23 protein-coding genes are annotated in these 22100 nt (G+C 42.3%); 10 read left to right on the forward strand and 13 right to left on the reverse strand.

Features of this window, described 5'->3' with window-relative positions; genetic code table 11:
- Positions 1-82: 82 nt before the first annotated feature.
- A complete protein-coding gene (cdaA, locus tag M8998_RS16035) occupies positions 83-877 on the reverse strand; it encodes a diadenylate cyclase CdaA (RefSeq protein ID WP_249994810.1) in 795 nt (264 codons plus the stop codon).
- Positions 878-988: 111 nt separating this feature from the next.
- Here cdaA and M8998_RS16040 point away from each other — a divergent pair, with 111 nt between their 5' ends.
- A complete protein-coding gene (locus M8998_RS16040; RefSeq protein ID WP_249994812.1) occupies positions 989-1708 on the forward strand; it encodes a pyridoxine 5'-phosphate synthase in 720 nt (239 codons plus the stop codon).
- 92 nt (positions 1709-1800) lie between these two features.
- On the opposite strand, the gene lepB is transcribed toward M8998_RS16040, so the two are convergent.
- Genes lepB through M8998_RS16065 form a run of 5 tightly spaced genes read right to left on the reverse strand, consistent with a single transcriptional unit; the run spans position 1801 to position 6517 of the window.
- Positions 1801-3249 (reverse strand): signal peptidase I, encoded by a 1449-nt coding sequence (lepB, locus tag M8998_RS16045; RefSeq protein ID WP_249994816.1) that lies wholly within the window; start codon positions 3247-3249, stop codon positions 1801-1803.
- 5 nt (positions 3250-3254) lie between these two features.
- Entirely contained in the window at positions 3255-3998 is a 744-nt protein-coding gene (dapB, locus tag M8998_RS16050; protein WP_249994826.1) for a 4-hydroxy-tetrahydrodipicolinate reductase, read from the reverse strand.
- 25 nt (positions 3999-4023) lie between these two features.
- Complete coding sequence (locus M8998_RS16055) at positions 4024-4770, reverse strand: DUF5683 domain-containing protein (RefSeq protein WP_249994834.1); 747 nt, start codon at positions 4768-4770, stop codon at positions 4024-4026.
- Positions 4771-4774: 4 nt separating this feature from the next.
- Entirely contained in the window at positions 4775-5710 is a 936-nt protein-coding gene (locus M8998_RS16060; protein WP_249994842.1) for a ParB/RepB/Spo0J family partition protein, read from the reverse strand.
- Between the two features lie 6 nt (positions 5711-5716).
- Positions 5717-6517, reverse strand: coding sequence for a ParA family protein (locus M8998_RS16065; protein WP_249994849.1), 801 nt, complete (start codon positions 6515-6517; stop codon positions 5717-5719).
- 219 nt (positions 6518-6736) lie between these two features.
- Here M8998_RS16065 and M8998_RS16070 point away from each other — a divergent pair, with 219 nt between their 5' ends.
- Positions 6737-7258 carry an NADPH-dependent FMN reductase gene (locus tag M8998_RS16070; protein WP_249994855.1) on the forward strand — a complete coding sequence of 174 codons (522 nt, stop codon included), beginning with the start codon at positions 6737-6739 and terminating at the stop codon, positions 7256-7258.
- Here the strand turns inward: M8998_RS16070 and M8998_RS16075 are convergent.
- Positions 7253-8083 (reverse strand): UDP-2,3-diacylglucosamine diphosphatase, encoded by an 831-nt coding sequence (locus tag M8998_RS16075; protein ID WP_249994861.1) that lies wholly within the window; start codon positions 8081-8083, stop codon positions 7253-7255. The genes M8998_RS16070 and M8998_RS16075 overlap by 6 nt on opposite strands.
- A gap of 61 nt (positions 8084-8144) precedes the next feature.
- Entirely contained in the window at positions 8145-8681 is a 537-nt protein-coding gene (locus M8998_RS16080) for a 3'-5' exonuclease (RefSeq protein ID WP_249994867.1), read from the reverse strand.
- 167 nt (positions 8682-8848) lie between these two features.
- On the opposite strand from M8998_RS16080, the gene M8998_RS16085 reads away from it, so the two are divergent.
- From M8998_RS16085 to M8998_RS16115, 7 genes are all read left to right on the forward strand, one after another.
- Positions 8849-9208 (forward strand): DUF8478 family putative metalloprotein, encoded by a 360-nt coding sequence (locus tag M8998_RS16085; RefSeq protein ID WP_249994875.1) that lies wholly within the window; start codon positions 8849-8851, stop codon positions 9206-9208.
- Positions 9209-9360: 152 nt separating this feature from the next.
- A complete protein-coding gene (locus M8998_RS16090) occupies positions 9361-11721 on the forward strand; it encodes a TonB-dependent receptor (protein ID WP_249994880.1) in 2361 nt (786 codons plus the stop codon).
- Positions 11722-11727: 6 nt separating this feature from the next.
- Entirely contained in the window at positions 11728-12210 is a 483-nt protein-coding gene (locus M8998_RS16095; RefSeq protein ID WP_249994893.1) for a thioredoxin family protein, read from the forward strand.
- 69 nt (positions 12211-12279) lie between these two features.
- Positions 12280-13686 (forward strand): 23S rRNA (uracil(1939)-C(5))-methyltransferase RlmD, encoded by a 1407-nt coding sequence (gene rlmD / locus M8998_RS16100; RefSeq protein ID WP_249994900.1) that lies wholly within the window; start codon positions 12280-12282, stop codon positions 13684-13686.
- A 4-nt stretch (positions 13687-13690) separates the two neighbouring features.
- On the forward strand, positions 13691-14089 hold the full coding sequence (locus M8998_RS16105) for a hypothetical protein (protein ID WP_249994905.1): 399 nt from the start codon (positions 13691-13693) through the stop codon (positions 14087-14089).
- Positions 14090-14199: 110 nt separating this feature from the next.
- A complete protein-coding gene (locus M8998_RS16110) occupies positions 14200-14919 on the forward strand; it encodes a peptidase associated/transthyretin-like domain-containing protein (RefSeq protein WP_249994911.1) in 720 nt (239 codons plus the stop codon).
- A 104-nt stretch (positions 14920-15023) separates the two neighbouring features.
- Entirely contained in the window at positions 15024-15716 is a 693-nt protein-coding gene (locus M8998_RS16115; protein WP_249994916.1) for a YiaD family glycine zipper/OmpA-like lipoprotein, read from the forward strand.
- Between the two features lie 84 nt (positions 15717-15800).
- On the opposite strand, the gene M8998_RS16120 is transcribed toward M8998_RS16115, so the two are convergent.
- The gene (locus tag M8998_RS16120; protein ID WP_249994923.1) at positions 15801-16688 is read right to left on the reverse strand and encodes a hypothetical protein; all 888 of its coding nucleotides are present in this window, start codon (positions 16686-16688) and stop codon (positions 15801-15803) included.
- A 136-nt stretch (positions 16689-16824) separates the two neighbouring features.
- Positions 16825-18630, reverse strand: coding sequence for a translational GTPase TypA (gene typA, locus M8998_RS16125; protein ID WP_249994948.1), 1806 nt, complete (start codon positions 18628-18630; stop codon positions 16825-16827).
- A 149-nt stretch (positions 18631-18779) separates the two neighbouring features.
- On the opposite strand from typA, the gene M8998_RS16130 reads away from it, so the two are divergent.
- The gene (locus M8998_RS16130) at positions 18780-19406 is read left to right on the forward strand and encodes an SGNH/GDSL hydrolase family protein (protein ID WP_249994956.1); all 627 of its coding nucleotides are present in this window, start codon (positions 18780-18782) and stop codon (positions 19404-19406) included.
- 136 nt (positions 19407-19542) lie between these two features.
- Here M8998_RS16130 and kbl read toward each other — a convergent pair whose 3' ends face one another.
- The 3 genes from kbl to M8998_RS16145 all read right to left on the reverse strand — a co-directional run bounded on the left by kbl (position 19543) and on the right by M8998_RS16145 (position 22062).
- Entirely contained in the window at positions 19543-20733 is a 1191-nt protein-coding gene (gene kbl, locus M8998_RS16135; protein WP_249994961.1) for a glycine C-acetyltransferase, read from the reverse strand.
- Positions 20734-20875: 142 nt separating this feature from the next.
- Entirely contained in the window at positions 20876-21286 is a 411-nt protein-coding gene (locus M8998_RS16140) for a DUF2147 domain-containing protein (RefSeq protein ID WP_249994963.1), read from the reverse strand.
- A 101-nt stretch (positions 21287-21387) separates the two neighbouring features.
- A complete protein-coding gene (locus M8998_RS16145; protein WP_249994969.1) occupies positions 21388-22062 on the reverse strand; it encodes a hypothetical protein in 675 nt (224 codons plus the stop codon).
- Positions 22063-22100: the final 38 nt, after the last annotated feature.

A 22100-nucleotide genomic window follows, 5' to 3' on the forward strand; every position in this document is an offset into this window, starting at 1 on the left:
AGCCGCCTGGGCGGGTGCCGATCGCGTGCGCCTTACCAGGCGGCTTTTTATGCACTAGTGTTTTTTATGTTCTATTAGAATGCTAAAGCTCTTCTTTGAGAATGGCCTCCAGTTCGTCGGCAGAGAGATTCATATTGACATTCCCATCTTTTGCGAAAGAAATCTCGCCGGTTTCTTCTGATACGATAACGGATACTGCTTCCGAAACTTCGGTAACGCCAATCGCTGCGCGATGGCGCAAACCAAATTGCGGGGGCAAGTCTTCACTGTCTGACAAAGGCAATACCGAGCTGGCTGTCATGATCCGAAAATCCACAATCACCACCGCACCGTCGTGAAGCGGTGAATTCTTAAAAAATATAGACTCCAAGAGCCTCTTGGAAATAGGCGCATCAATATATTCGCCACTGGATTGATAGTATTCTTCATCAAAATGCCGGGAAAACACCAATAAAGCACCAGTTTGAGACTTAGATAAGCTGCGACAAGCTTCCACAATAGGTTTGATGAGCTCCGATCGATCTCCTTCTACGGCGCGTCGTGCGCCAAAAAAAGACCAGATAAATTTCTTCCGGCGCATGGAGATATTCTTACCAATATGCAGTAGGAAGCGTCGGATTTCTTGTTGAAATACCACAATCAGTGCGATAGACCCCACAGAGATAAATCCTCCAAAAATTTCTGTCAACAGCCGCATCTCGAGCTGTTTTACCACCAGGTAAATACCATAGAACAGACCAACTCCTATTAATATATTGACGGCTATGGTTCCTTTTATCAAACTATAGACATAGTAAATAATAATAGCTACCAGCAAGATGTCGATAAAATCGAACCATCGAAAGCCACTGAGAAGATTGAAATCCAGTCCTTGCATATACTCTGCAATTTAATGAATATTCTTCAACCTGTACTATTGGCAATGCATAAATAAGCCGGTAGCAGCGATTTTTATTGACTATATTTGTGAGACAACAACCTATCGCAAATGACAAAATTATCTGTGAATATCAATAAGATTGCTACGCTTCGCAATGCGCGTGGGGGCAATATTCCGAATGTACTTACTACGGCGGTTGCGTGTGAGCGTTTTGGTGCACAAGGAATCACCGTACATCCACGGCCAGATGAGCGGCACATACGCTATCAGGATGTCTTCGACTTAAAGAAAGAAATACAAACGGAATTTAATATAGAAGGGAATTGTCAGGAACAGAAATTCGTGGAGCTCGTATTGGCAAACAAGCCTACCCAAGTAACGCTGGTACCGGATGCGAATGAGCAAATAACCTCCAACCACGGGTGGGATACCGTTAAAAATCAGGCTTACTTACGCGATATGGTGAGCCGCTTCAAGCAAGAGGGCATTCGCGTTTCGCTTTTCGTAGATCCCGTAGAAGAAATGGTGGAAGCAGCTGCACAAACCGGGGCTGATCGGGTAGAATTGTATACCGAAGCTTATGCTGCTGAGTTTGGATATGATAAGGAAAAGGCGATTGAGCCTTATTATAAAGCAGCCATAAAAGCACGTGAAGTAGGCTTAGGTCTGAATGCAGGTCACGATCTTGATCTCCATAATTTAGCCTATTTCAACCAGCACATACCAGGTCTTTTAGAGGTAAGCATTGGACATGCGTTGGTGTCAGATGCCTTATTTCTTGGACTAGAAGAAACAATTAAACGATATTTGGCGGCTCTTAAAGCATAAAGAACCTTGCTCAACAACAACAAAGGCGTACAGATTAAATCTGTACGCCTTTGTTGTTGTTGAGCAAGGTACCGTGGTACCTTCAAATAGTATTAATTAATGCCTCTAAAGATTCTATTCCAACGGATTTTGGACAAGAAGCTTCCATCTTCATCATAACTCATGAAAGTAAGCAGGGCTTTACCCACGATATGATCTTCTGGCACAAATCCCCAGCCTCGAGAATCTAAAGAATTATGTCTATTATCACCCATCATCCAGTAATAATCCATATTAAAGGTGTAGCTATCCGCACGTTTTCCGTTAATATACATGCCATCCGCACGTTCTTCTAAGGTGTTTCCTTCGTAAACAGTAATCGCACGACGATACAACGGCAGGGTTTTACTATCCAGTTTTACGGCCCATCCTTTCTTAGGAATGGTGAATGGGCCAAAGTTATCGTAGTTCCAGACGGTACCGTCCTGATAGAAAGGAAAGGCTTGTACCATTTCCGAATTATCATCCGGGCCATACACTTGCTCGATTACTTCTTTCACATTGCTCCATTGACGCACCTCTTCTGCTTCTTCCCGAGTAATGTGCAATACATACACGCCTCTCGAAGGATCGTTTAGATAAGTACTTAACTCATAGCGCTTATCGATCAGACGATTCAAGTCTAAACCGTATGGTTGCTCCGTAATCACAATGAAGCTTGGCTGCATGTTTTCACTCTCGTAACCCAATTCACCGTTTACAAAAAGCTGTGCGCCTTTCATTGTTAGCACATCTCCGGGCATGCCTACACAACGCTTAATATAGTTTTCACGTTTATCCACGGGTCTTTCAAATGGGGCATCGGCATCCATCGGATAGTTAAAGACAACGACATCATTTCTTTTAATTTCCTGAAATCCTGGAAGGCGTTTATACGGGATTTTAATCCACTCCGAATAAGCCTTTCCACCAGTGATCGGCATGGTGTGATGTGCAAATGGAAATGCTAGGGGCGTCATCGGAATTCTGGCACCATAGTTCAGCTTACTCACAAATAAAAAATCGCCGATCAACAAACTGCGCTCCATCGATCCGGTAGGGATTACATAAGGCTCAATCAGAAAACTTCTGATCAAGGATGCGGCAACAGTTGCAAAGATAATGGCATCAGTCCACTCTCGTACAGCAGATTTCTTGTAAGGATATTTTCTCTTAAATTCTTCTGTATTGGACGGACCAAGGTATTTAACGGTAGCATCCTTTCCCCACATAGGTAATACGATGAAAGGAACCAATACCGCAGCAGCAGTTTCCCAAAATCGACGTTTCCCAAAGCTTTTTAATAAATCGAAGTACAACCCAAAAAACACAAAAACATTGACGATAGGCACTAATAACCAAAGCACCCACCAACGAGGCCGTGCTACTAGATCAGCAAATATCACCTCCCGATAGAAGGGCACAAAAGCCTCCCAACCTTGCTTGCCTGCTTTTTTGAACAATAAAGCTAGACCGTACCAAGATACAATTAGAAATAGGGCAAATAAAATATAATAGATCATATCTACTAGTTATTAAAATCAAACATTTCGGTAACCTGATAGAATCCTTTTCTACCAACTAACCATTCTGCAGCTACCACTGCACCCAAGGCAAAACCATCCCGACTATGTGCAGTATGTTTAAACTCAATTTGGTCTACTTCTGAGCTGTATACTACAGTATGTGTACCAGGCACCTCTTCCAGACGCAAACTTTCAATTAACAGTTCGTTCTTTGCCGGAATTACCTCTTCACCCGATCCTTCTAGGCGATTTACCCATTCATTTTTTTCTGCATAAGCGTCTAAAATGCCTTCCGCAATAGTGATGGCTGTACCACTTGGTGCATCCAATTTATGAATATGATGTATTTCTTCGACTTGTGCATCGTATTGTTTATAGGGACTGATAGCCTTTGCCAACAACCTATTGATATGAAAAAACACATTGACACCAATGCTAAAGTTAGACCCATACAGCATCGATTGATTAGCCTCCAAACACGTAGCCTTAACTTCTTCTAATTGTTCATACCAGCCGGTAGTACCTACTACGATCGGAAGATCATTTTCGAAACAAAGGCTGATATTGTCTAATGCGGCATCAGGGGTACTAAAATCTATCGCGATATCTGCTGAAACCAAATCTTCTGCGGCTATGTTTTCCCGGTTATTGGCATCAATGATCCAGGCAATTTCATGACCTTTTTTGATGGCATATTGCTCGATAAGCTGGCCCATCTTGCCGTATCCTAATAGTCCAATTTTCATTTCTGTACTGTAATTGGTTAATATTTTAATTCAAGTTTAGCGTTAACTTTAATCCGGGTGTAAATAGGGATGATACGCCTAAACGCGAATTGGCAGCCATGCCACTCGGATAAGTAGGTATCACCGTCGGGGTTACTCTAAAAGAAAGATCATCGCTGATATTCCAACGATTACTCAGCATAGAATTTACATACGCTTCCACGACATTCAACCCATACCACCCTAATGTAACTAAGACCGTAATATCCCGGTTGCGTCGCGCAAAGTCCCGTTGTCTAATCAATGATTGGTCATTGAAATTCGGATTTCCTAACGGTCCGTCGGATGGTTCGCCATTATTATTGAATCTAAACTGCAACTCGGTCTGGTATTCTCGATAGAAGTAATTCCAATAATCAAAGGTGAGGTATCCGGCGACAAAGCCTCCATAAATAACAGGCACTTTGATCCACCACAAGCCGCCATTGGTGTACTGCCCCCAACCAGGCACAAACAAGGATCGCCTCCAGGCCACGCGTGAGATACGCTCAATCTCTAATCGAGCCGAATCTTTCAAAATCCCTTTGAAATAATACTTATCTCGTTCTTTTTCTTCTCTGGTACGCACACGTCGCTCTGCACGACTTTCTTTCTTCTCAATGTTTGCTTTGACAGAATCAGCTAGCACGGTATTAATCATGCTATCCGCTGTGCGGATAATACTGTCCCGATCTTGCGCTTGCAAGCTTCCCCAGCACAAAAAAGTGAGCAATAAAGCGCCTAGGTACCGCATAGAACTACCAGTCAAGCAACTCCAAAATACGCCCCAAATCATCTTCAGAATCAAATGGAATTTCAATAGCTCCCTTTCCTTTATTACTTTTTAGATTCAACTTTACGCGTGTGGCAAAGCGAGAAGCCAAATCATCTTCTATCTTCTGATATTGAAAATTGAGGGCTTTTTTCGTGCTTTCTGCAGTTGATTTCTTATCGTCTTTTGCTTGTTGTATCGCACGAACTAATTCTTCCGTTTTTCGGACAGACAACCCCTGCTCTACGATCTGCTGAAACACAAACATCTGCTTTTCTTCCTCTCCGATGTTAATCAAAGCACGTGCGTGCCCCATCGAGAGTTGACCATCTCTTATTGCGGCCTGTATAGCCGGAGGTAGTTTCAGTAGACGCAGATAATTGGTGACAGTACTTCTATTTTTAGACACCCGGTCACCCAACTCATCGGGCTTCAGGTTACATTCTTCGATCATTCGCTGAAAACTTAATGCCACTTCAATAGCATTCAAATTTTCACGTTGTATATTCTCGATCAACGCCATCTCCAGCATCTGCTGGTCGTTGGCCGTACGCACGTAAGCTGGTATAGCCGTGATGCCAGCCGACTTAGAGGCGCGCAAGCGACGCTCTCCACTGATCAGCTGATAAGCGTCTTTACTAACCTGCCGTACCGTAATTGGTTGGATAAGCCCTTGCAACTTGATAGAATCTGAAAGCTCTTGTAATGCGACCTCGTCAAATTCTGTACGCGGCTGAAAAGGATTGACCGATACCTGATGTACTTCTATGAAATTAATGCCACCGACGGGCTTCGAATCTGGCTGCTTAGTAGCGGCATCTGCGCTCGCCTTTGCGGTAGATTGTCCTCTGTTGATATCTTCGTCCTGAAGCAAAGCACCTAAACCCCTACCCAAACCTATTTTTCGCTGTTGTGCTGCCATATCTCTCTATACTGTAGCTGACTCTTTGTTTTCTATAGACAGAAGACCGTTTTTCTGTAAAATCTCCCGTGCCAAATTCAGGTAATTGATAGCCCCTTTGCAAGAAGCATCGTGCATAATGACCGATATGCCATAACTTGGAGCCTCGCTCAATCGGGTATTGCGCTGAATAATGGTATCAAACACCAAATCGGTAAAGTGTGTACGCACCTCTTCCACCACCTGGTTAGATAAGCGAAGTCGTACATCGTACATGGTAAGCAGGATACCCTCGATTTCTAACTCGGTATTTAGCCTGTTTTGAACGATTTTGATGGTATTAAGCAATTTCCCCAATCCTTCCAAAGCGAAATACTCACATTGCACCGGGATGATTACAGAATCGGAAGCCGTAAGAGCGTTGATGGTAATCAAACCTAGAGAAGGAGAGCAGTCGATGATGATGAAGTCATAATCGCCTTTGATCTGATCAAGTACATTTTTCATCCGGTACTCCCGTTCGTTGAGATTGATCATCTCAATCTCCGCTCCTACCAGATCAATATGTGCCGGAAGAAGATCCAGATGTGGTGTCTCTGTTTGTCTAATGGCATCATGAGGAGCTAAATCATTCACCAAACACTCATAAACACTTGTCTTTATCTCACGCGGATCAAAGCCTATGCCCGATGTGGAATTTGCCTGCGGATCGGCATCGATTAGCAGGGTTTTATATTCCAATACTGCCAGACTGGCGGCAAGATTAATGGCGGTCGTTGTTTTCCCAACGCCCCCTTTTTGATTTGCAATGGCAATGATTTTTCCCATATTGATGATAACCTATAACTGAGTATGAACCTAATTATTCCACAGCTACATGCCAGCAAGATAACATTCTCCTAATTTTGATCCTACTTAAAACATGTTAAATTTGCTACTTTTGTTAGCCCAGAATGGCTTCAAATCTCAGGACGCTAAGTTAGCAAAAAATTAGCTGTAGTCCGATATTTGATTAGTGCATTTACCGGCGAAAAGTATAGATAGAAAATGGATTTAATCATCGTAGGAACTAATCGTCCAAAAAATAATTCGACTCGTGTCGCCCAATACTATCAGCAGGAATTGAGTAGAAAGGGGCAGGATTGGAACATTCTTTCGCTAGACAGCTTACCTAGCGACATTATCGTCTCTGATCTTTACGGCCGTCGTAGTGATGCTTTTGCTCCCATTCAGCAAAGTGTTTCTGAAGCAAGGCGTTTTATATTTATCATCCCAGAGTATAATGGTAGTTATCCGGGCATACTGAAAGTTTTTATGGATGCTTGCGCTTATCCGGCTTCATTCTACCATAAAAAAGCAGCTTTGGTTGGTATATCGACTGGAAAGTATGGCAATGTGCGGGGTATAGATCATTTTACGGGCGTGTGCCATTACATGCGTATGCATGTGATGGCGCTGAAAATTCATCTTCCCCACATACAGAATGAACTGAATGAGCAGGATCAATTTTCAGATCCACTCACCGAAAAATATGTTCAGGAGCAATTGGCCGACATCGAACGCCTATAAATCTCCTTTGATAATACTGGTTAGCAGATCTTCGATCGAATGCTTGAATTTGTACTCATCAAACACTTGCTGATTGAGCAAGTGACTGTTTTCTTCATACAAAAAGATGCTCCAGGCATTATTTTTATATTCTAGGGCAGATAGATTTTCGATCCAGTCACCCGAATTCATGTACACGCAAGATCCTTTTTTGGTTTCCACTTGCTGTATAGTCGGATGGTGAATATGGCCACATATCACATAATCGTAGTGATTTTCAATGGCAAGCTCCGAAGCAGTTTTTTCAAAGTCGGAGATAAACTTGACGGCTTTCTTGACGGAGTTTTTAATACGCTTGGAAAGTGAATATTTTTCCCTACCCATCCTTACTAGGATAGTATTGATCAGAGTGTTCAGCTGGATAAGTCGATCGTAGCCCCACCCACCGAGCTTAGCGATCCATTTGGAGTGCTGTATAGAGGCGTCGAACACATCTCCGTGAAATATCCATGTTTTCTTTCCTCCAACATCTAATAGCAGTTTGTTGGCAAACTGAATTTTGCCAAAATGCATGGAACCAAATTTCCGAAGCATTTCATCATGGTTACCGGTGATATACACGACTTGACAGCCTGCGTACGCCATATCTAGCAGGCATTTTAGCACGCGAAAATGGGATTCCGGAAAATAGCTTTTCTTGAATTGCCAAATATCAATGATATCTCCATTGAGCACCAAATAATTTGGTTTAATCGAGTGAAGGTATTGAAGCAGCTCATCTGCTCTGCAACCATGGGTACCTAAGTGAACGTCGGATATAACTGCAATGTCTACGGCTCTTCTCATGTAGTGTTTTTACAAAGAAACAACCACACTATTAAGCCATCATTTTCAAAGAGTTAAGCTTTTATAAAGAATCTATCAGGCTGCGTTCCCATTTTTCGGGAGCCTCTTCTCGCTGTAGGTATAACATCGCAGTAGCACGTGCATCCGACAAGGGATCATGATGCTGTAATGGAATCCCCATAATCTTACAACATACGTTTAGTTTAGTACGGGCAAATCCCAGCTGCTGGTACAGCACACTTGTACAAAGCCATTGATCACTAATATCCAGCTCTTCGTAGCGCAAGCCATAATGTTTCATGGTCTGCTTGAGTACAGACCGATCAAATTTCTCGTTATGTGCAATCATGTCGCGACCTTTTAGCAGCGGTGCCAAATCTTTATACAGCACATCAAATGTAGGCGATTCTGCCGTGTCTTTGGGTTTGATTCCATGTACGCGTGTGGTCTGCCACATATATTTATTATTAGGTGGCTTCACTAAACTAAAAAATTCCTCGGTAATCACTCCATTATCAACGCGTACGACACCTACAGCACAAATACTATTGTAATCCGCAGTCGCCAATTCAAAATCGATCGCTGTAAAACTTAACATAAACTATTTTTCTATTGCAAAGATAGGCGTTTTTCCACGAAACAACTAGGTATTGCGCCGTGGCTCCGCCTGTTATTTTCCCATTTGCCGCGTAATTTAAATCCGTCTTACCTTATTATTTACTATCTTAGCACCCGAAAAAGCACCCTTGTGCTGCATCATTACAAATGAAGACAAATCGTTCATTCCTCGCCTATTTTCAGTTGGTACTTTTATGTGCCATCTTGACGAGCAATGCGCTATTTATGCACAGCCACGTGGCACACGGTCACTTGGTGATGCACATGCACCCTTTCGCACTCGACGAAAAAGGTGATGTAGCAACGCATGAGCACAACGACGACGAGATGGTCTTCTACGATTTTCTGGCTCATCAGGGAATTGTGCATGTGGAGCCAATCTTAGGCATCACTGATATACTTACCATTGCATTTACTTCCTACCAGGCTCCAATCTGTGATGAAGAGATTGTGCGATATCCATATCATGATGCTCCGAGCCTCCGAGGGCCGCCCAATTTTTCCTAATCAAAATATTTAGCAAATCGCTGTATTTATCATTGGTATTGCACCTTTTGGTGCATATCTACCCTACTTGTGTGCATATATCACATGAGTAGCCATTGTGCCATCGCGCACAAACATCACTTTTACTCAAGCTTAAAAGCAATACATTCTACATGGAAAAATTTTTCTATATCGTCCTTCTGACTTTATTATCATTTAATATATATGCGCAAACTACGGGCAAGCTAACCGGCACGATCAACACAAAAACAGGCGCAACGACTGCTACTGTCCGCATCGAAGGAACGACATTGGCGACTACCACAGATGAGGGCGGCCACTTTGTATTAGCAAATGTACCGACAGGAAACCGTCGCATATTAGTCGATGCTATCGGTTATGTCCCTTTTCGGCAATCTGTATCAGTTCTTGCCACCAATACTCCACCACTTCAGATAACACTTGAAGCAGACCGACTTAATCTCAATGAAGTAGTGGTGAGTGCTACCCGGTACGATGTAAACCGGAAACAATCTCCGGTAATCGTTAATGTAATTGGCTCCAAGCTGATCAATGCGACACAAAGCGTGGCGATGTCGGAGACCCTAAACTACCAACCAGGCGTACGCCTGGAAGTGAATTGCCAAAACTGTGGATTCACTCAAGTAAGAATGAATGGACTGGATGGTGCTTACTCACAAATCTTAATGAATAGCCGCCCTATATTTAGCGCATTGAATGGCGTGTACGGGCTGGATCAAATTCCTACTAGTATGATCGAACGGATCGAAGTGGTGCGGGGTGGTGGATCGGCACTATATGGCTCTAATGCTATTGCGGGCACCATCAATGTTATCACCAAAGATCCAGTGATCAACAGTTGGGAAGTAGCCAATAATACCGGATTAATCGATGGAAGAAGCCTAGACAACAACTTAAGTTTCAATACCTCCGTGGTGAGCGAGGACCTGACACACGGGGCAACATTTTACGGCGCTAAAAGAAGCCGACAAGCGTATGATGCTGACGGGGATGGCTTTACAGAGATTACTGAATTAGAAAGCACTGCTTTCGGTTCAAAGGCATTCTTCAAGTTCTCCGAATTAAATAAGCTTACGATAGATTTTAGTGCGATCAAAGAGTTCCGCCGTGGCGGTGACCGATTACATTTGGCGCCACATTTCACAGATATTACCGAGCAGCTAGATCATAATACCTTTATGGGCGGATTGACCTTTGATCAATATAGTAAGGATTACCGCACAAAATATAGCGCGTATGCGTCTGCTCAACGCACAGTAAGAAAAAGCTACTATGGTGGCTTGGGTGGGGAGCGTACGGCAGCTGACAGTCTGCGGGCTGCCAATGCCTATGGCACAACCAAGGATTTTGCCTTTGTTGGAGGCGGACAGCTCGCGCATACCCTGAAGAATGAAGATGTATTTACCACGGGTATTGAATACAATCACAGTCAAGTAGACGACGAAATCCCAGGATATAACCGAGCAATTGAACAAAAGGTAAACAGCACCGGTATTTACGCGCAATACGAGTGGAAACCTACCGATCGCTTCAAGGCTTTGCTTGGCGGGCGTTTTGACCATGTGAACGTGTCTGGAAGTTATTTCTTAGGAGATATAAACCGAGCTTCCGACGTATCGGTGTCCGCATTTAGTCCGCGTATTACCTTATTGTACGACATTGATGAGGTTTTTCAACTTCGCGGCGGATATGCTCGTGGATTCCGCGCACCTCAGGCTTTTGACGAAGACATGCATGTATCTTCTGTTGGTGGCGATCAGCAGTTTATATTGATGGGAGAAGATTTGCGCACAGAGTTTTCCAACTCTTACACCGCGTCTATTAACTTCACCAAAGCCATTGCATCTACCCAAGCCAACATTTTGGTAGAAGGTTTCTTTACGGATATCAGAAATCCATTCACATACGTTTCTCAGGGTGTGATAGGCGACAATATACGCTTACAACAAATGGTAAACGGAGCAGGGCTTTATGTAGCTGGAACAAACGTAGAAGTGGGTATCGCACCATCTGATCGTCTGACTTTTCAATTTGGCGGCACAATCCAAACGAACCGCTATCGCGAAGATCAGGAATTGTTTAAGGGAGAAGACAAAGTTGACGGCGACCCAGCTGTATTTACACGCAACTTAGTGCGTACGCCAAATAGCTATGGTTACTTAAACACCAACTGGCGCGTAACGGAGGATTTTGGCGTAGATGTGACCGGTGTATATACCGGATCTATGATTGTTCCTCACGTAGTGCGAGAATCCGGATTTCTGGATTTGGTACAGTCTAGAGAGTTTATGGAGATAAACCTACGTTTATCTCGCATGATTCATGTAAACAACAGTTTTTCCCTAGAACTAAGTGGTGGCGTACAGAATATTTTTAACAGCTATCAGAATGATTTTGATAGAGGGGCGCATCGTGATTCGGATTATATTTATGGACCAGCCAGACCACGCACCTATTTTGTGGGTGTGAAGATTGGCAATTTCACACACTAAGAAAATATGAAGACACGATTCTATTGCTGGATCTTCCTGTTTTGTTCATTTCTTCCTGCGCCGTACACCATGGCGCAGGAAGGATTGAAAATACACTGGCTATCGTTCGAAGAACTAGCAGATTCTCTGGCAAAGGAGCCTAAAAAAACATTGATTTTTTTTCAAGCAGACTGGTGTGTTTATTGTAAAAAGATGGAACGAGAGGTCTTTACAAATCCAGCTGTAATCACTCGAATCAATCAATATTATTATGCGGTTCAGCTGGATGTAGAAACAACAGATAGCATTTTCTTTGACGGGCAGCTGTTCACCAATAAATCCGTAAAAAAAAGAAGGGGCCAATACCACGATCTGGCCGTGTTGCTGGGCGCCAGGAATGAACAACTGGTGCTACCAACAACCCTCATTCTGGACAAAAACTTCTTTTTAGAACAAAGGCACTTTGAGTATTTACACAGCAAAAAGTTGCTCCAGTTGCTGAAACCATAAAGGCACATCCTCGCCTTAGGCATTTCCCGACAGTCACATATAAAATTAAAAGCGTATTTTTGTGCCCAAATGGGAAAGAGAATACCTCAGGACAAGAAATTTGTCTCTGATATAGAGATAATTGACATCGCCGAAGAAGGAAGAGGCGTGGCGAAACAAGACGAACTGGTAATGTTTATTGAGAAGGCAATACCAGGTGATATCGTTGACGTAGAACTGCTTCGCAAGAAAAAGAATTTAGTAGAGGGAAAAGTTACTGCTGTAAAGACGCCGTCTCCACATCGGGTAGAGCCTTTCTGTCCACACTTTGGCGTGTGTGGTGGTTGCAAGTGGCAGCACATGAATTACGAAGCACAGTTGCACTTCAAGGAGAAATATGTAAGTAATGTGCTGAGCCGTATTGGCAAAGTGGATACTTCTTCGATGGAAACCATATTGGGCTCTCAAGAGACTGCCTACTACCGCAACAAGTTAGAATATACTTTTTCCAACAAACGTTGGCTGACAAATAAAGATGAGCAGGTCGATGAGCAGGATATGAATGCATTGGGCTTTCACGTACCTGGCCGTTTCGACAAGATTTTGGATATAGACCATTGTTTCTTACAAGCCGATCCTTCCAATGATATCAGAAATAGCATTCGTGCTTATGCCGTAGACCACGGAATTTCTTTTTACGATCTACGGGCGCATCAAGGGGCACTTCGAAACGTCATTATTCGCACGGCTTCTACCGGTGAAGTAATGGTAATTGTTGTATTCGCTTATCCGACACAAGAGCAGATCGATCAGTTGATGGAATTTATATCTGTTAAGTTCCCAACACTTGCATCGCTCCTGTACATCGTAAACCAGAAAGGTAATGACACGATCTTTGATCAAGAGATTATGCTTTATCGCGGTCGCGATTTCATTTACGAAGAGATGGAAGGGCTGAAATTTAAGGTAGGGCCAAAATCATTCTACCAGACCAATTCAGCACAAGCTTATGAATTATATAAAATCACGCGTGATTTTGCCGATCTTACTGGCAAAGAGACAGTATATGATTTATATACAGGTGCTGGCACCATCGCCAACTTTGTAGCACGTAATGCACACCAAGTGATTGGCATAGAATATGTACCATCTGCTATCGAGGACGCAAAGATCAACTCGCAACTTAACGATATCAACAACACAAAATTCTACGCTGGTGACATGAAGGATGTGCTGACCATACCATTTGTGAACGAGCACGGTAAGCCAGATATTATCATCACGGATCCGCCGAGAGCAGGCATGCACACGGACGTAATCAAGTGCTTGTTGGATGTAGAAGCAGCAAAAATCGTATATGTAAGTTGTAATGCGGCGACGCAAGCACGTGACATTGAGTTGCTTTCTGGGAAATATCAAGTCGAGCGCATTAAGCCGGTAGACATGTTCCCACACACGCAACACGTAGAAAACGTGGTTCTTTTAATCAGAAAGTAGTACCATGAATATAGAAGAATTACTGGCAGAACCTTCGGGGAATGGCAACGAAAAAGGTAAGAGCAACAGTCCTTTGGAAAGCCTTAAAATAGATCTGAATTTTTACAGCGATGCAATTAAAGAGGTTTCCGCCGATTTGGTCTCGGAGCAATTTTCCGCACATCCGATCTTCGTTGCGCATCAACATAGTGTGAAAATTGGCGAGGTGATCCTAGACAAAATGGAGTTGAATACTTCCTGGACTATCAATGTAAGTTCGCTCGAAGAATTCGTTGAGCGTGGCATCATCAAGGAAGACCGCAAGGATTATTTTATCAAACAGTTTAAACCTGTTGATCAATACATGTGTCTGTTTGTTGTAGTTCCAGAAGGGGCAAATTTTGTGTTTTACCCTTTCAAATAGAAGGTTTAGCGTTATTTAACATACGTTAATGATGATCTTTGGTTAATTTAGATTTTTACATGACCCGCTTATTTTCATATATTATTTTTGCCTTTTGCATATTTCTTGCGATGAGCCAACGTACATCTGCCCAGTCTGGCGCGGATGAGCGCAGGAATATCTCTGGTATGATATTGGAACGTGGTACAAACAATACGCGCATTGCAGATGCGAATGTCACTAACCTGAATTCGCAACAAAAGACGCGAACGTCTATGCAGGGCATCTTTACGATTCCTGTGGCTATTGGCGATAGCATATCGATTGAGAAAATAGGCTACGGCACCATCAAAACGCAGATCAACACCGTGGAAGATATTATCCTGGAAATGCAATCTGGCTTACAGATCGAAACTGTTGTTGTATCCCGCGGCACGCGTGAATCCGAAATGCGCGGAATGTTGCGAGATTACGAACGCAAAGGGGTTTACCGCGGCGGACACAACTCGGTGGGCACGTACTTGGCCAGTCCGGCGACAGCCTTATATAACTTATTCGGTAAGGAACCCAAAAATGCCAGACGCTTTGAGGAGTACATGAACCAGGAGTTGGAAGAGACTAAAATTGACCGTATTTTTAGTAAGAGTATCGTAACGGAGCTGACAGGTCTAGAAGGAGAAGATTTACAATCTTTTATGGATTGGTACCGGCCGTCTTTGTCTACCGCGGAGCGTTGGGGGCGTTACGATCTGATGGTGTATATCAACAAGTCTTTCGAATCTTGGGAAGCCGAAGGGCGACCTAAATCTCAAAAATTACCTAAGCTGGAAATCCCCAAACAGGAGAAATAACTTCCTCAGGAAGAGCCATGTGCCTTCTTTTATCCATGATAAATTTATTTTGGCATTTACTTTGTTTATATTCTATTCAGAAGTATACATTTATCTTTTAGGTTATGACAATTAACAAAAAATTATCCGTTTATGGTTTGTCTTTAGCGACATCAGCAATGTTATTTGCGAGCTGTTCTACCATACAAAATACAAGTAGCACAACTAAAGGTGCGGTGATCGGCACGACAGCCGGAGGTGCTTTAGGTGCATTGATCGGTGGAAAAGCAGGTAATACTGCTGTAGGTGCTATCGCTGGTGCTGTGATCGGTGGAGCTGCAGGAGGGTTAATCGGTCGTAAGATGGATAATCAAGCGAAGGAAATCGAAAATGCCGTTGCAGGTGCTGAGGTAATCAAATCAGATGAAGGTATCATTGTGAAGTTTGATAGCGGTATCCTCTTCGACTTTAATAGCACACAGTTAAAAGGTGATGCAAAGACAAATATTGCCAAATTGGTAGAGACCTTAAATAAAGAGCCTGACACAGAGATTTTGGTGATTGGACACACAGACAATGTGGGATCTATGAATGCCAACCAAAAAGTTTCTGAAGGTCGCGCTAAATCAGTACGTGATTATGCTGTTTCTCAAGGTTTAACAGGTGGTAGAGTGAAGACGCAAGGAAAGAATTTTTCCGAGCCAATTGCAAGTAATGACACCGATGCAGGACGTGCAGAAAATCGCCGTGTAGAGATCGTTATTGTAGCTAGTGAGAAAATGCAACAAGACGCAAAACGCGAAGCAGGAACTAACTAAGACTATATATATCGTATAGCAATAACAGAAAAGCTCCGGAAGATATGATCTTCCGGAGCTTTTCTGTTATTAGGGTTCTTTGTATTATTTGTATATCGGTTCCGCTAAGACACTATAGCGTGCTGGACGTCCGTATTCAATAAGTCCTTTGACTAATGCAATATTAGCGGTAGGCGTGGACCAAATTTTGACAACTTCTTTGTCTAACAATGGCGTCAGAAATAATGCTTTATAAATTGATAAAACATCCACACTTTCTGAAGAATATTTCTCCGGCCCATACATCGAAGTGATGTAGTTCACTAATACCGTTCTCGCTTGCTCTGGTAGATCCGCAGGTGCTGATTTATAGGCTTCGCCATTATACTTATCGTAGAAGAGATTTAAAGAAATTGATTTAATCCCATCTCTCAAACCAGATACTGTACTAAAATGGTATTCCTCTGTATTATTATTAACATAACCGATATGGGCAGTTAATGGCGCTACTATCTCAGACCAAGAGAATTGTAAAAAATCTTTATCCTTAGGGGTATTAACGAGCACCAGAATGGAATCATTGACCACCTGATTACCTTCGCGATAACCTTTAAGGTATGTTTTGTATTCTCCTGGTGCATAAAAATTATGTCCCCATTCTGTTTTGACACCGAACCCACTTTCATCATGCTCAACAAGATGTACCTTATTTGTCGCGCCTTCTACATTCCAAATCAGAGAATCCAATACCTTATATTTTAAAAAGGAAAAAAAATTACCCTCATCTTTTGCAACCGAATCAATTAATTTGAAAGTTACTGCTTGAAATATATCTACCTCTATGTTGTCTACCCTCAATGCAAATGGAAAATATTCAATTTCTTTTTGTTCTGGTTCAGGAGATTCCTCTACTTCTACCGGTAGCTCCAAAGTATTTTTCGAACAAGCTACGGTTAAAATGAGTACAGATAAAAGTGAGTAAAAAAATTTCATAATTATAAAAATATCTCAAATGTATGAAAAATATATAAAACACCTTCCTATAATCTAATAAAAAAAGCTGCTATCAGGTCTGATAGCAGCTTTTTTATGGATAAATAGAATCCTTCGAAAGGAAACTAATAGAATCTTATTGGAATTTCTTCGCGTTCACTCTACGATCGCCTTCCGTCAAATAGATTTTACGTAAACGCATGCTTTGAGGCGTTACTTCAATGTACTCGTCGGCTTGGATATACTCCATACACTCTTCCAAAGAGAATTTGATCGCTGGTGCAATACGAGCGTTATCATCTGAACCAGATGCACGCATGTTAGTCAACTGCTTTCCTTTGGTTACATTAATCGTTAAATCATTGTCACGAATGTGCTCACCCAAGATCTGACCTTCGTAAATATCCACTCCCGGATCTACGAAGAAACGACCACGGTCTTGTAATTTATCAATAGAATAAGCCGTTGTAGAACCTGTATCCAAAGAAATCAATACTCCTGCCAAGCGACCTGGGATCGGTCCTCTCCATGGCTCATACCCTTTCAGACGGTGCGCCATTACAGCCTCACCAGCTGTAGCTGTCAATACGTTATTACGCAAACCGATAATACCACGGGAAGGAATTGCAAACTCTAAATGTTGCATATCGCCTTTGGCTTCCATAATTAAAAGCTCGCCTTTACGCTGTGTAACTAGCTCGATTACCTTACCAGAAACTTCTGCAGGAACGTCTACTACCAACTCCTCGATAGGCTCACATTTAACACCGTCGATTTCTTTTACAATTACTTGCGGCTGACCCACCTGTAATTCGTAACCCTCGCGACGCATGGTCTCAATCAATACAGACAAATGGAGGATACCACGACCATATACTAACCAAGCATCCGGAGATTCGGTTGGTACTACGCGTAGTGCCAAGTTTTTCTCCAACTCCTTTTGCAAACGATCGTAAATATTACGAGATGTTACCAATTTACCTTCTTTACCAAAGAATGGAGAGTTATTGATCGTGAACAACATGTTCATTGTTGGCTCATCAATGCTCATCACCTCCAGTTGCTCTGGGTTTTCGAAATCAGCAATGGTATCACCAATATCAAATCCATCAATACCTACTACCGCACAGATATCACCTGCTTTCACCTCAGAAACCTTAATACGACCAAGGCCTTCAAATACTTGAAGTTCTTTCACACGAGATTTTACAATCTTACCATCACGCTTTACAAGCGATACTGGTTGATTTTCTTTGATAACTCCACGCGCTACACGTCCGATCGCGATACGACCAACGAAAGTAGAGTAATCTAGAGAAGTTACTTGCATTTGAAGCGTTCCTTCAGATACTTTAGGCGCTGGGATATGTGCTAAGATCGCATCTAACAAATCGGTGAAGTCTGTTGTCGGTTGTTTCCAATCTGTAGACATCCAACCTTGCTTAGAAGACCCGTATAATACAGGGAAGTCTAATTGATCTTCTGTGGCATCCAAGTTGAAGAATAAGTCGAATACACTTTCGTATACTTCATCCGGACGACAGTTTTCTTTGTCTACTTTGTTGACGACAACGATAGGCTTGATACCTAAAGCTAGTGCTTTACCCGTTACAAAACGTGTTTGAGGCATCGGACCTTCAAAGGCATCTACTAATAGAACAACGCCATCCGCCATTTTCAATACGCGCTCTACCTCACCGCCAAAATCGGCGTGACCAGGGGTATCAATAATGTTTATTTTAACATCCTTATAGGTAACTGATACGTTTTTGGAAACGATAGTGATACCACGCTCACGTTCCAAATCGTTGTTATCCAGGATGAGTTCTCCTGCGTTTTCATTTTCTCTGAACTGATTCGTGAAATAGAGAATCTTGTCAACCAACGTGGTTTTACCGTGGTCAACGTGAGCGATAATCGCTATGTTTCTGATGTTCTGCATGCTACAGCTTGTCGTGTAAAATTCTAAGGTGCAAAAGTAAAAAAATAAAAACAACTAATCACTACATTTTAAATGATATATTTGGAATAGTTGAATAATAAAGATTTCTTAATATGAAATGGCTTTTAACACTCGTAATATCCCTGTTTATGATGCACAACACTTCGGCGCAAAACAAGGCCGATTGGGCAAATTTTTCAAAATACGCAGCCGCAAACCCGCAGGAGAAGAGTGGACAAGTCGTGTTTATGGGTAATTCTATAACAGAAGGCTGGAAGAATTCACGACCAGATTTTTTTACTAAAAACGGGTACATAGGCAGAGGAATTGGCGGACAAACCAGTTCACAAATGTTGGTACGCTTTCGAAAAGATGTACTGGAACTGCAACCCAGAGCCGTCGTTATTTTGGCGGGCACCAACGACATCGCACAAAACCAGGGCTTCATATCTCTAGAAAACGTCTTGGGCAATATCATTTCTATGGTCGAATTAGCGCAACATCACAAGATTGAAGTGCTATTATGCTCGGTATTACCCGCTTATGAGTTTAGTTGGCGAGCAGAAATTCAGGATGCTGCCGATCAGATCATCCAACTCAATACACTTATTCGGTACTATGCAGACAGTAACGGCATTCCATTCGTCGATTACCACTCGGCACTGAAAGATGAGCGAAATGGGTTGCCGGAAAAGTATGCAAAAGATGGCGTACACCCTACTGCGGCCGGTTATGAAATAATGGAAGATGTACTACAGGCTAAACTTAAAAAATAGTAGTGAGTCATTTACTTGGATAAGAATTTAAACAACACATGCGAACCGAATGGTTCGCATGTGTTGTTTAAAACATTTTCTGTTACGGACCAATACGGTCAGCAACGAGTTCAATGATTACTTTTTAGGATTAGCTTTATGATATTACTTTAAGCTCTTTGCCTACCTTGGTAAATGCTGCAATAGCTTTATCTAGGTGTTCTCTTTCGTGCCCAGCTGAGATCTGTACGCGGATACGTGCTTTATCTTTTGGCACTACCGGATAATAGAAGCCGATTACGTAAATGCCTTCCTCTAGCATTTTGGCAGCAAATTCTTGTGCCAACTTTGCATCGTACAGCATAACTGGCACTATAGGATGTACGCCTGGCTTGATGTCAAATCCTGCGGCAGTCATTTTCTCTCTGAAATACGTGGTATTATCTTCCAGCTTATCCCGCAGTGTGGTGGTCTCGCTCAACATATCCAACACAGCGATAGATGCACCCACAATAGCAGGCGCCAAGGTATTAGAAAATAGATAAGGTCTGGAGCGCTGACGCAACATATCTATAATCTCTTTACGACCAGACGTAAAACCACCGGACGCTCCACCTAATGCCTTGCCTAACGTACCAGTAATAATATCTATCCTGCCCATTACATCACAAAGCTCATGTGTACCGCGGCCTGTTTTACCAATAAAGCCGGAACAGTGAGATTCATCAATCATCACCAACGCATCGTATTTATCCGCCAAGTCACAAATTTTATCTAAAGGCGCTACAGAACCATCCATTGAAAATGCACCATCGGTCACAATAATGCGGTGGCGCGCACCAGACGCAGCTTGCAGTTGCGCCTCCAGATCTTGCATGTCACAGTTTTTATAACGGAAACGTTGTGCCTTACACAGACGTACGCCATCAATAATCGATGCATGATTAAGTTCGTCGGAGATAATCGCATCTTCTGCACCAAACAAAGGCTCGAAAACTCCTCCATTCGCATCAAAAGCTGCTGCATACAATATGGTATCTTCTGTTCCCAGAAATTGCGAGAGCTTATCTTCTAATTGCTTGTGTGTATCTTGTGTACCGCAGATGAAACGTACAGAAGACATGCCGTATCCATGCGAATCAATCGCGGCCTTTGCGGCCGCTATCACATCAGGGTGGGAGGATAATCCGAGGTAGTTATTTGCGCAGAAGTTGATGACTTCCTGTCCGGTATTGATTTTAATATCTGCTCCCTGAGGTGTGGTGATAATGCGTTCTTTCTTATAAAGTCCGGCTTCCTGGATTTCCGCTAACTCTTTCTGTAGAGCGGCTTGCAAGTTATGGTACATATATCTTAATGCTTTTTTGTGCGTATCTATTCAAAGATACAACATTTTTGTGGCTCGCATGATCCATTGATGAGCGTACACTAGCGCAACAAAAAAAGGACAGTTTGCGCTGTCCTTCCTCTTTTTACCACTTCGTGGAGCTTTATTTAATACGTGTAAATACTTCGGTACGTCCAAGTAAGCTAACGCCTACAAAACCGCGTACTTCCAGCTTGTCTCCTTTGGGCGTCATCTTACAGCTGTAGGTTTTACCTGATTTCGGATCATAGATCTCACCACCTTCATAAGTATTGCCTTTTTTGGTAAAATTGGTTAAAATCTCCAATCCTTCAATTTTTCGATCTTGCTTACTTTTATCTGGATTTTTGACGTCCTTTTTCGATGAATCTTTGATCCAGTATAACTTGCCAAAGTACTTGTCTCCTCGTTTGAAAATCTCAATACGACCTTCTTTACTGGAGTTTTCCCATTTGCCTAAAATAGGATCATTTGATTGTGCAAACAACGCTATCGTCAATAGCATCGTCATACATGATAACATAAATTTCTCCATAGCTCTTGTTGTTTATAATAATAGTCAAGGTCAATATACGAATTATTTACTATGCCAACATAGTTTTATACACGAATATCTAACATGAATTGATTTTATCACTAGGTAGGGTTTAGTTCTAGTGCATCCATCTCTGTAACAACCCTTTTGAGCCCTTTGTCGAATACATTTACGAAAATAGTTGATGAGTAGGCCGTAACAACAAATAAGACACTTTGCACTATCGCTGGAAATTGATCGTCCAGCGAAATCGTAAAAATCTGCAAATTGATTATAAAAGAGAATAGAACAAAGCCTAAGCCTACAAATGATTTGTATGCTGTGTAATTTTTAGACACCGGGCGATGCTGCAACAATAGAATTGCGAATGCTATTAACATAGTAATACCAATACCGTAACGCACTCCCTCTTGGAAATCTTTATGAGTAGAGCGATATAGAAAGTATGCAAAAATTGTTAATAAAATCAATAGCAAGATACCACGAGTAGAAGAAGTATAGCCACGTGTATCTGCCTGGAGATTTTTCCAGTGCCACCGTTGTAATTTCCGCTGGTACGCATCTTCCATAGAGCTGAAGCCTATAGCCCCAAGAGCGGCATACGCTTTTTGAATCGCTTCATGCAACTCAACTTCAGTATCTTTAACTAATTCATCTTGTACCATTGGTGCAAAGTCTGCAAACATAGCCGAGCACATATCATTGTTCCGAAATCCTTTCTTTCCAATAAATTTTCTGACAGCCGTTGCTTCTTCGGCGGTTAGCTCTCTTTTCATACGTTTGGAGGATTTTACGCTTCACAGCTGATTGTGAT

It is taken from the genome of Sphingobacterium sp. lm-10, from assembly GCF_023554555.1.
Classification (GTDB): domain Bacteria; phylum Bacteroidota; class Bacteroidia; order Sphingobacteriales; family Sphingobacteriaceae; genus Sphingobacterium.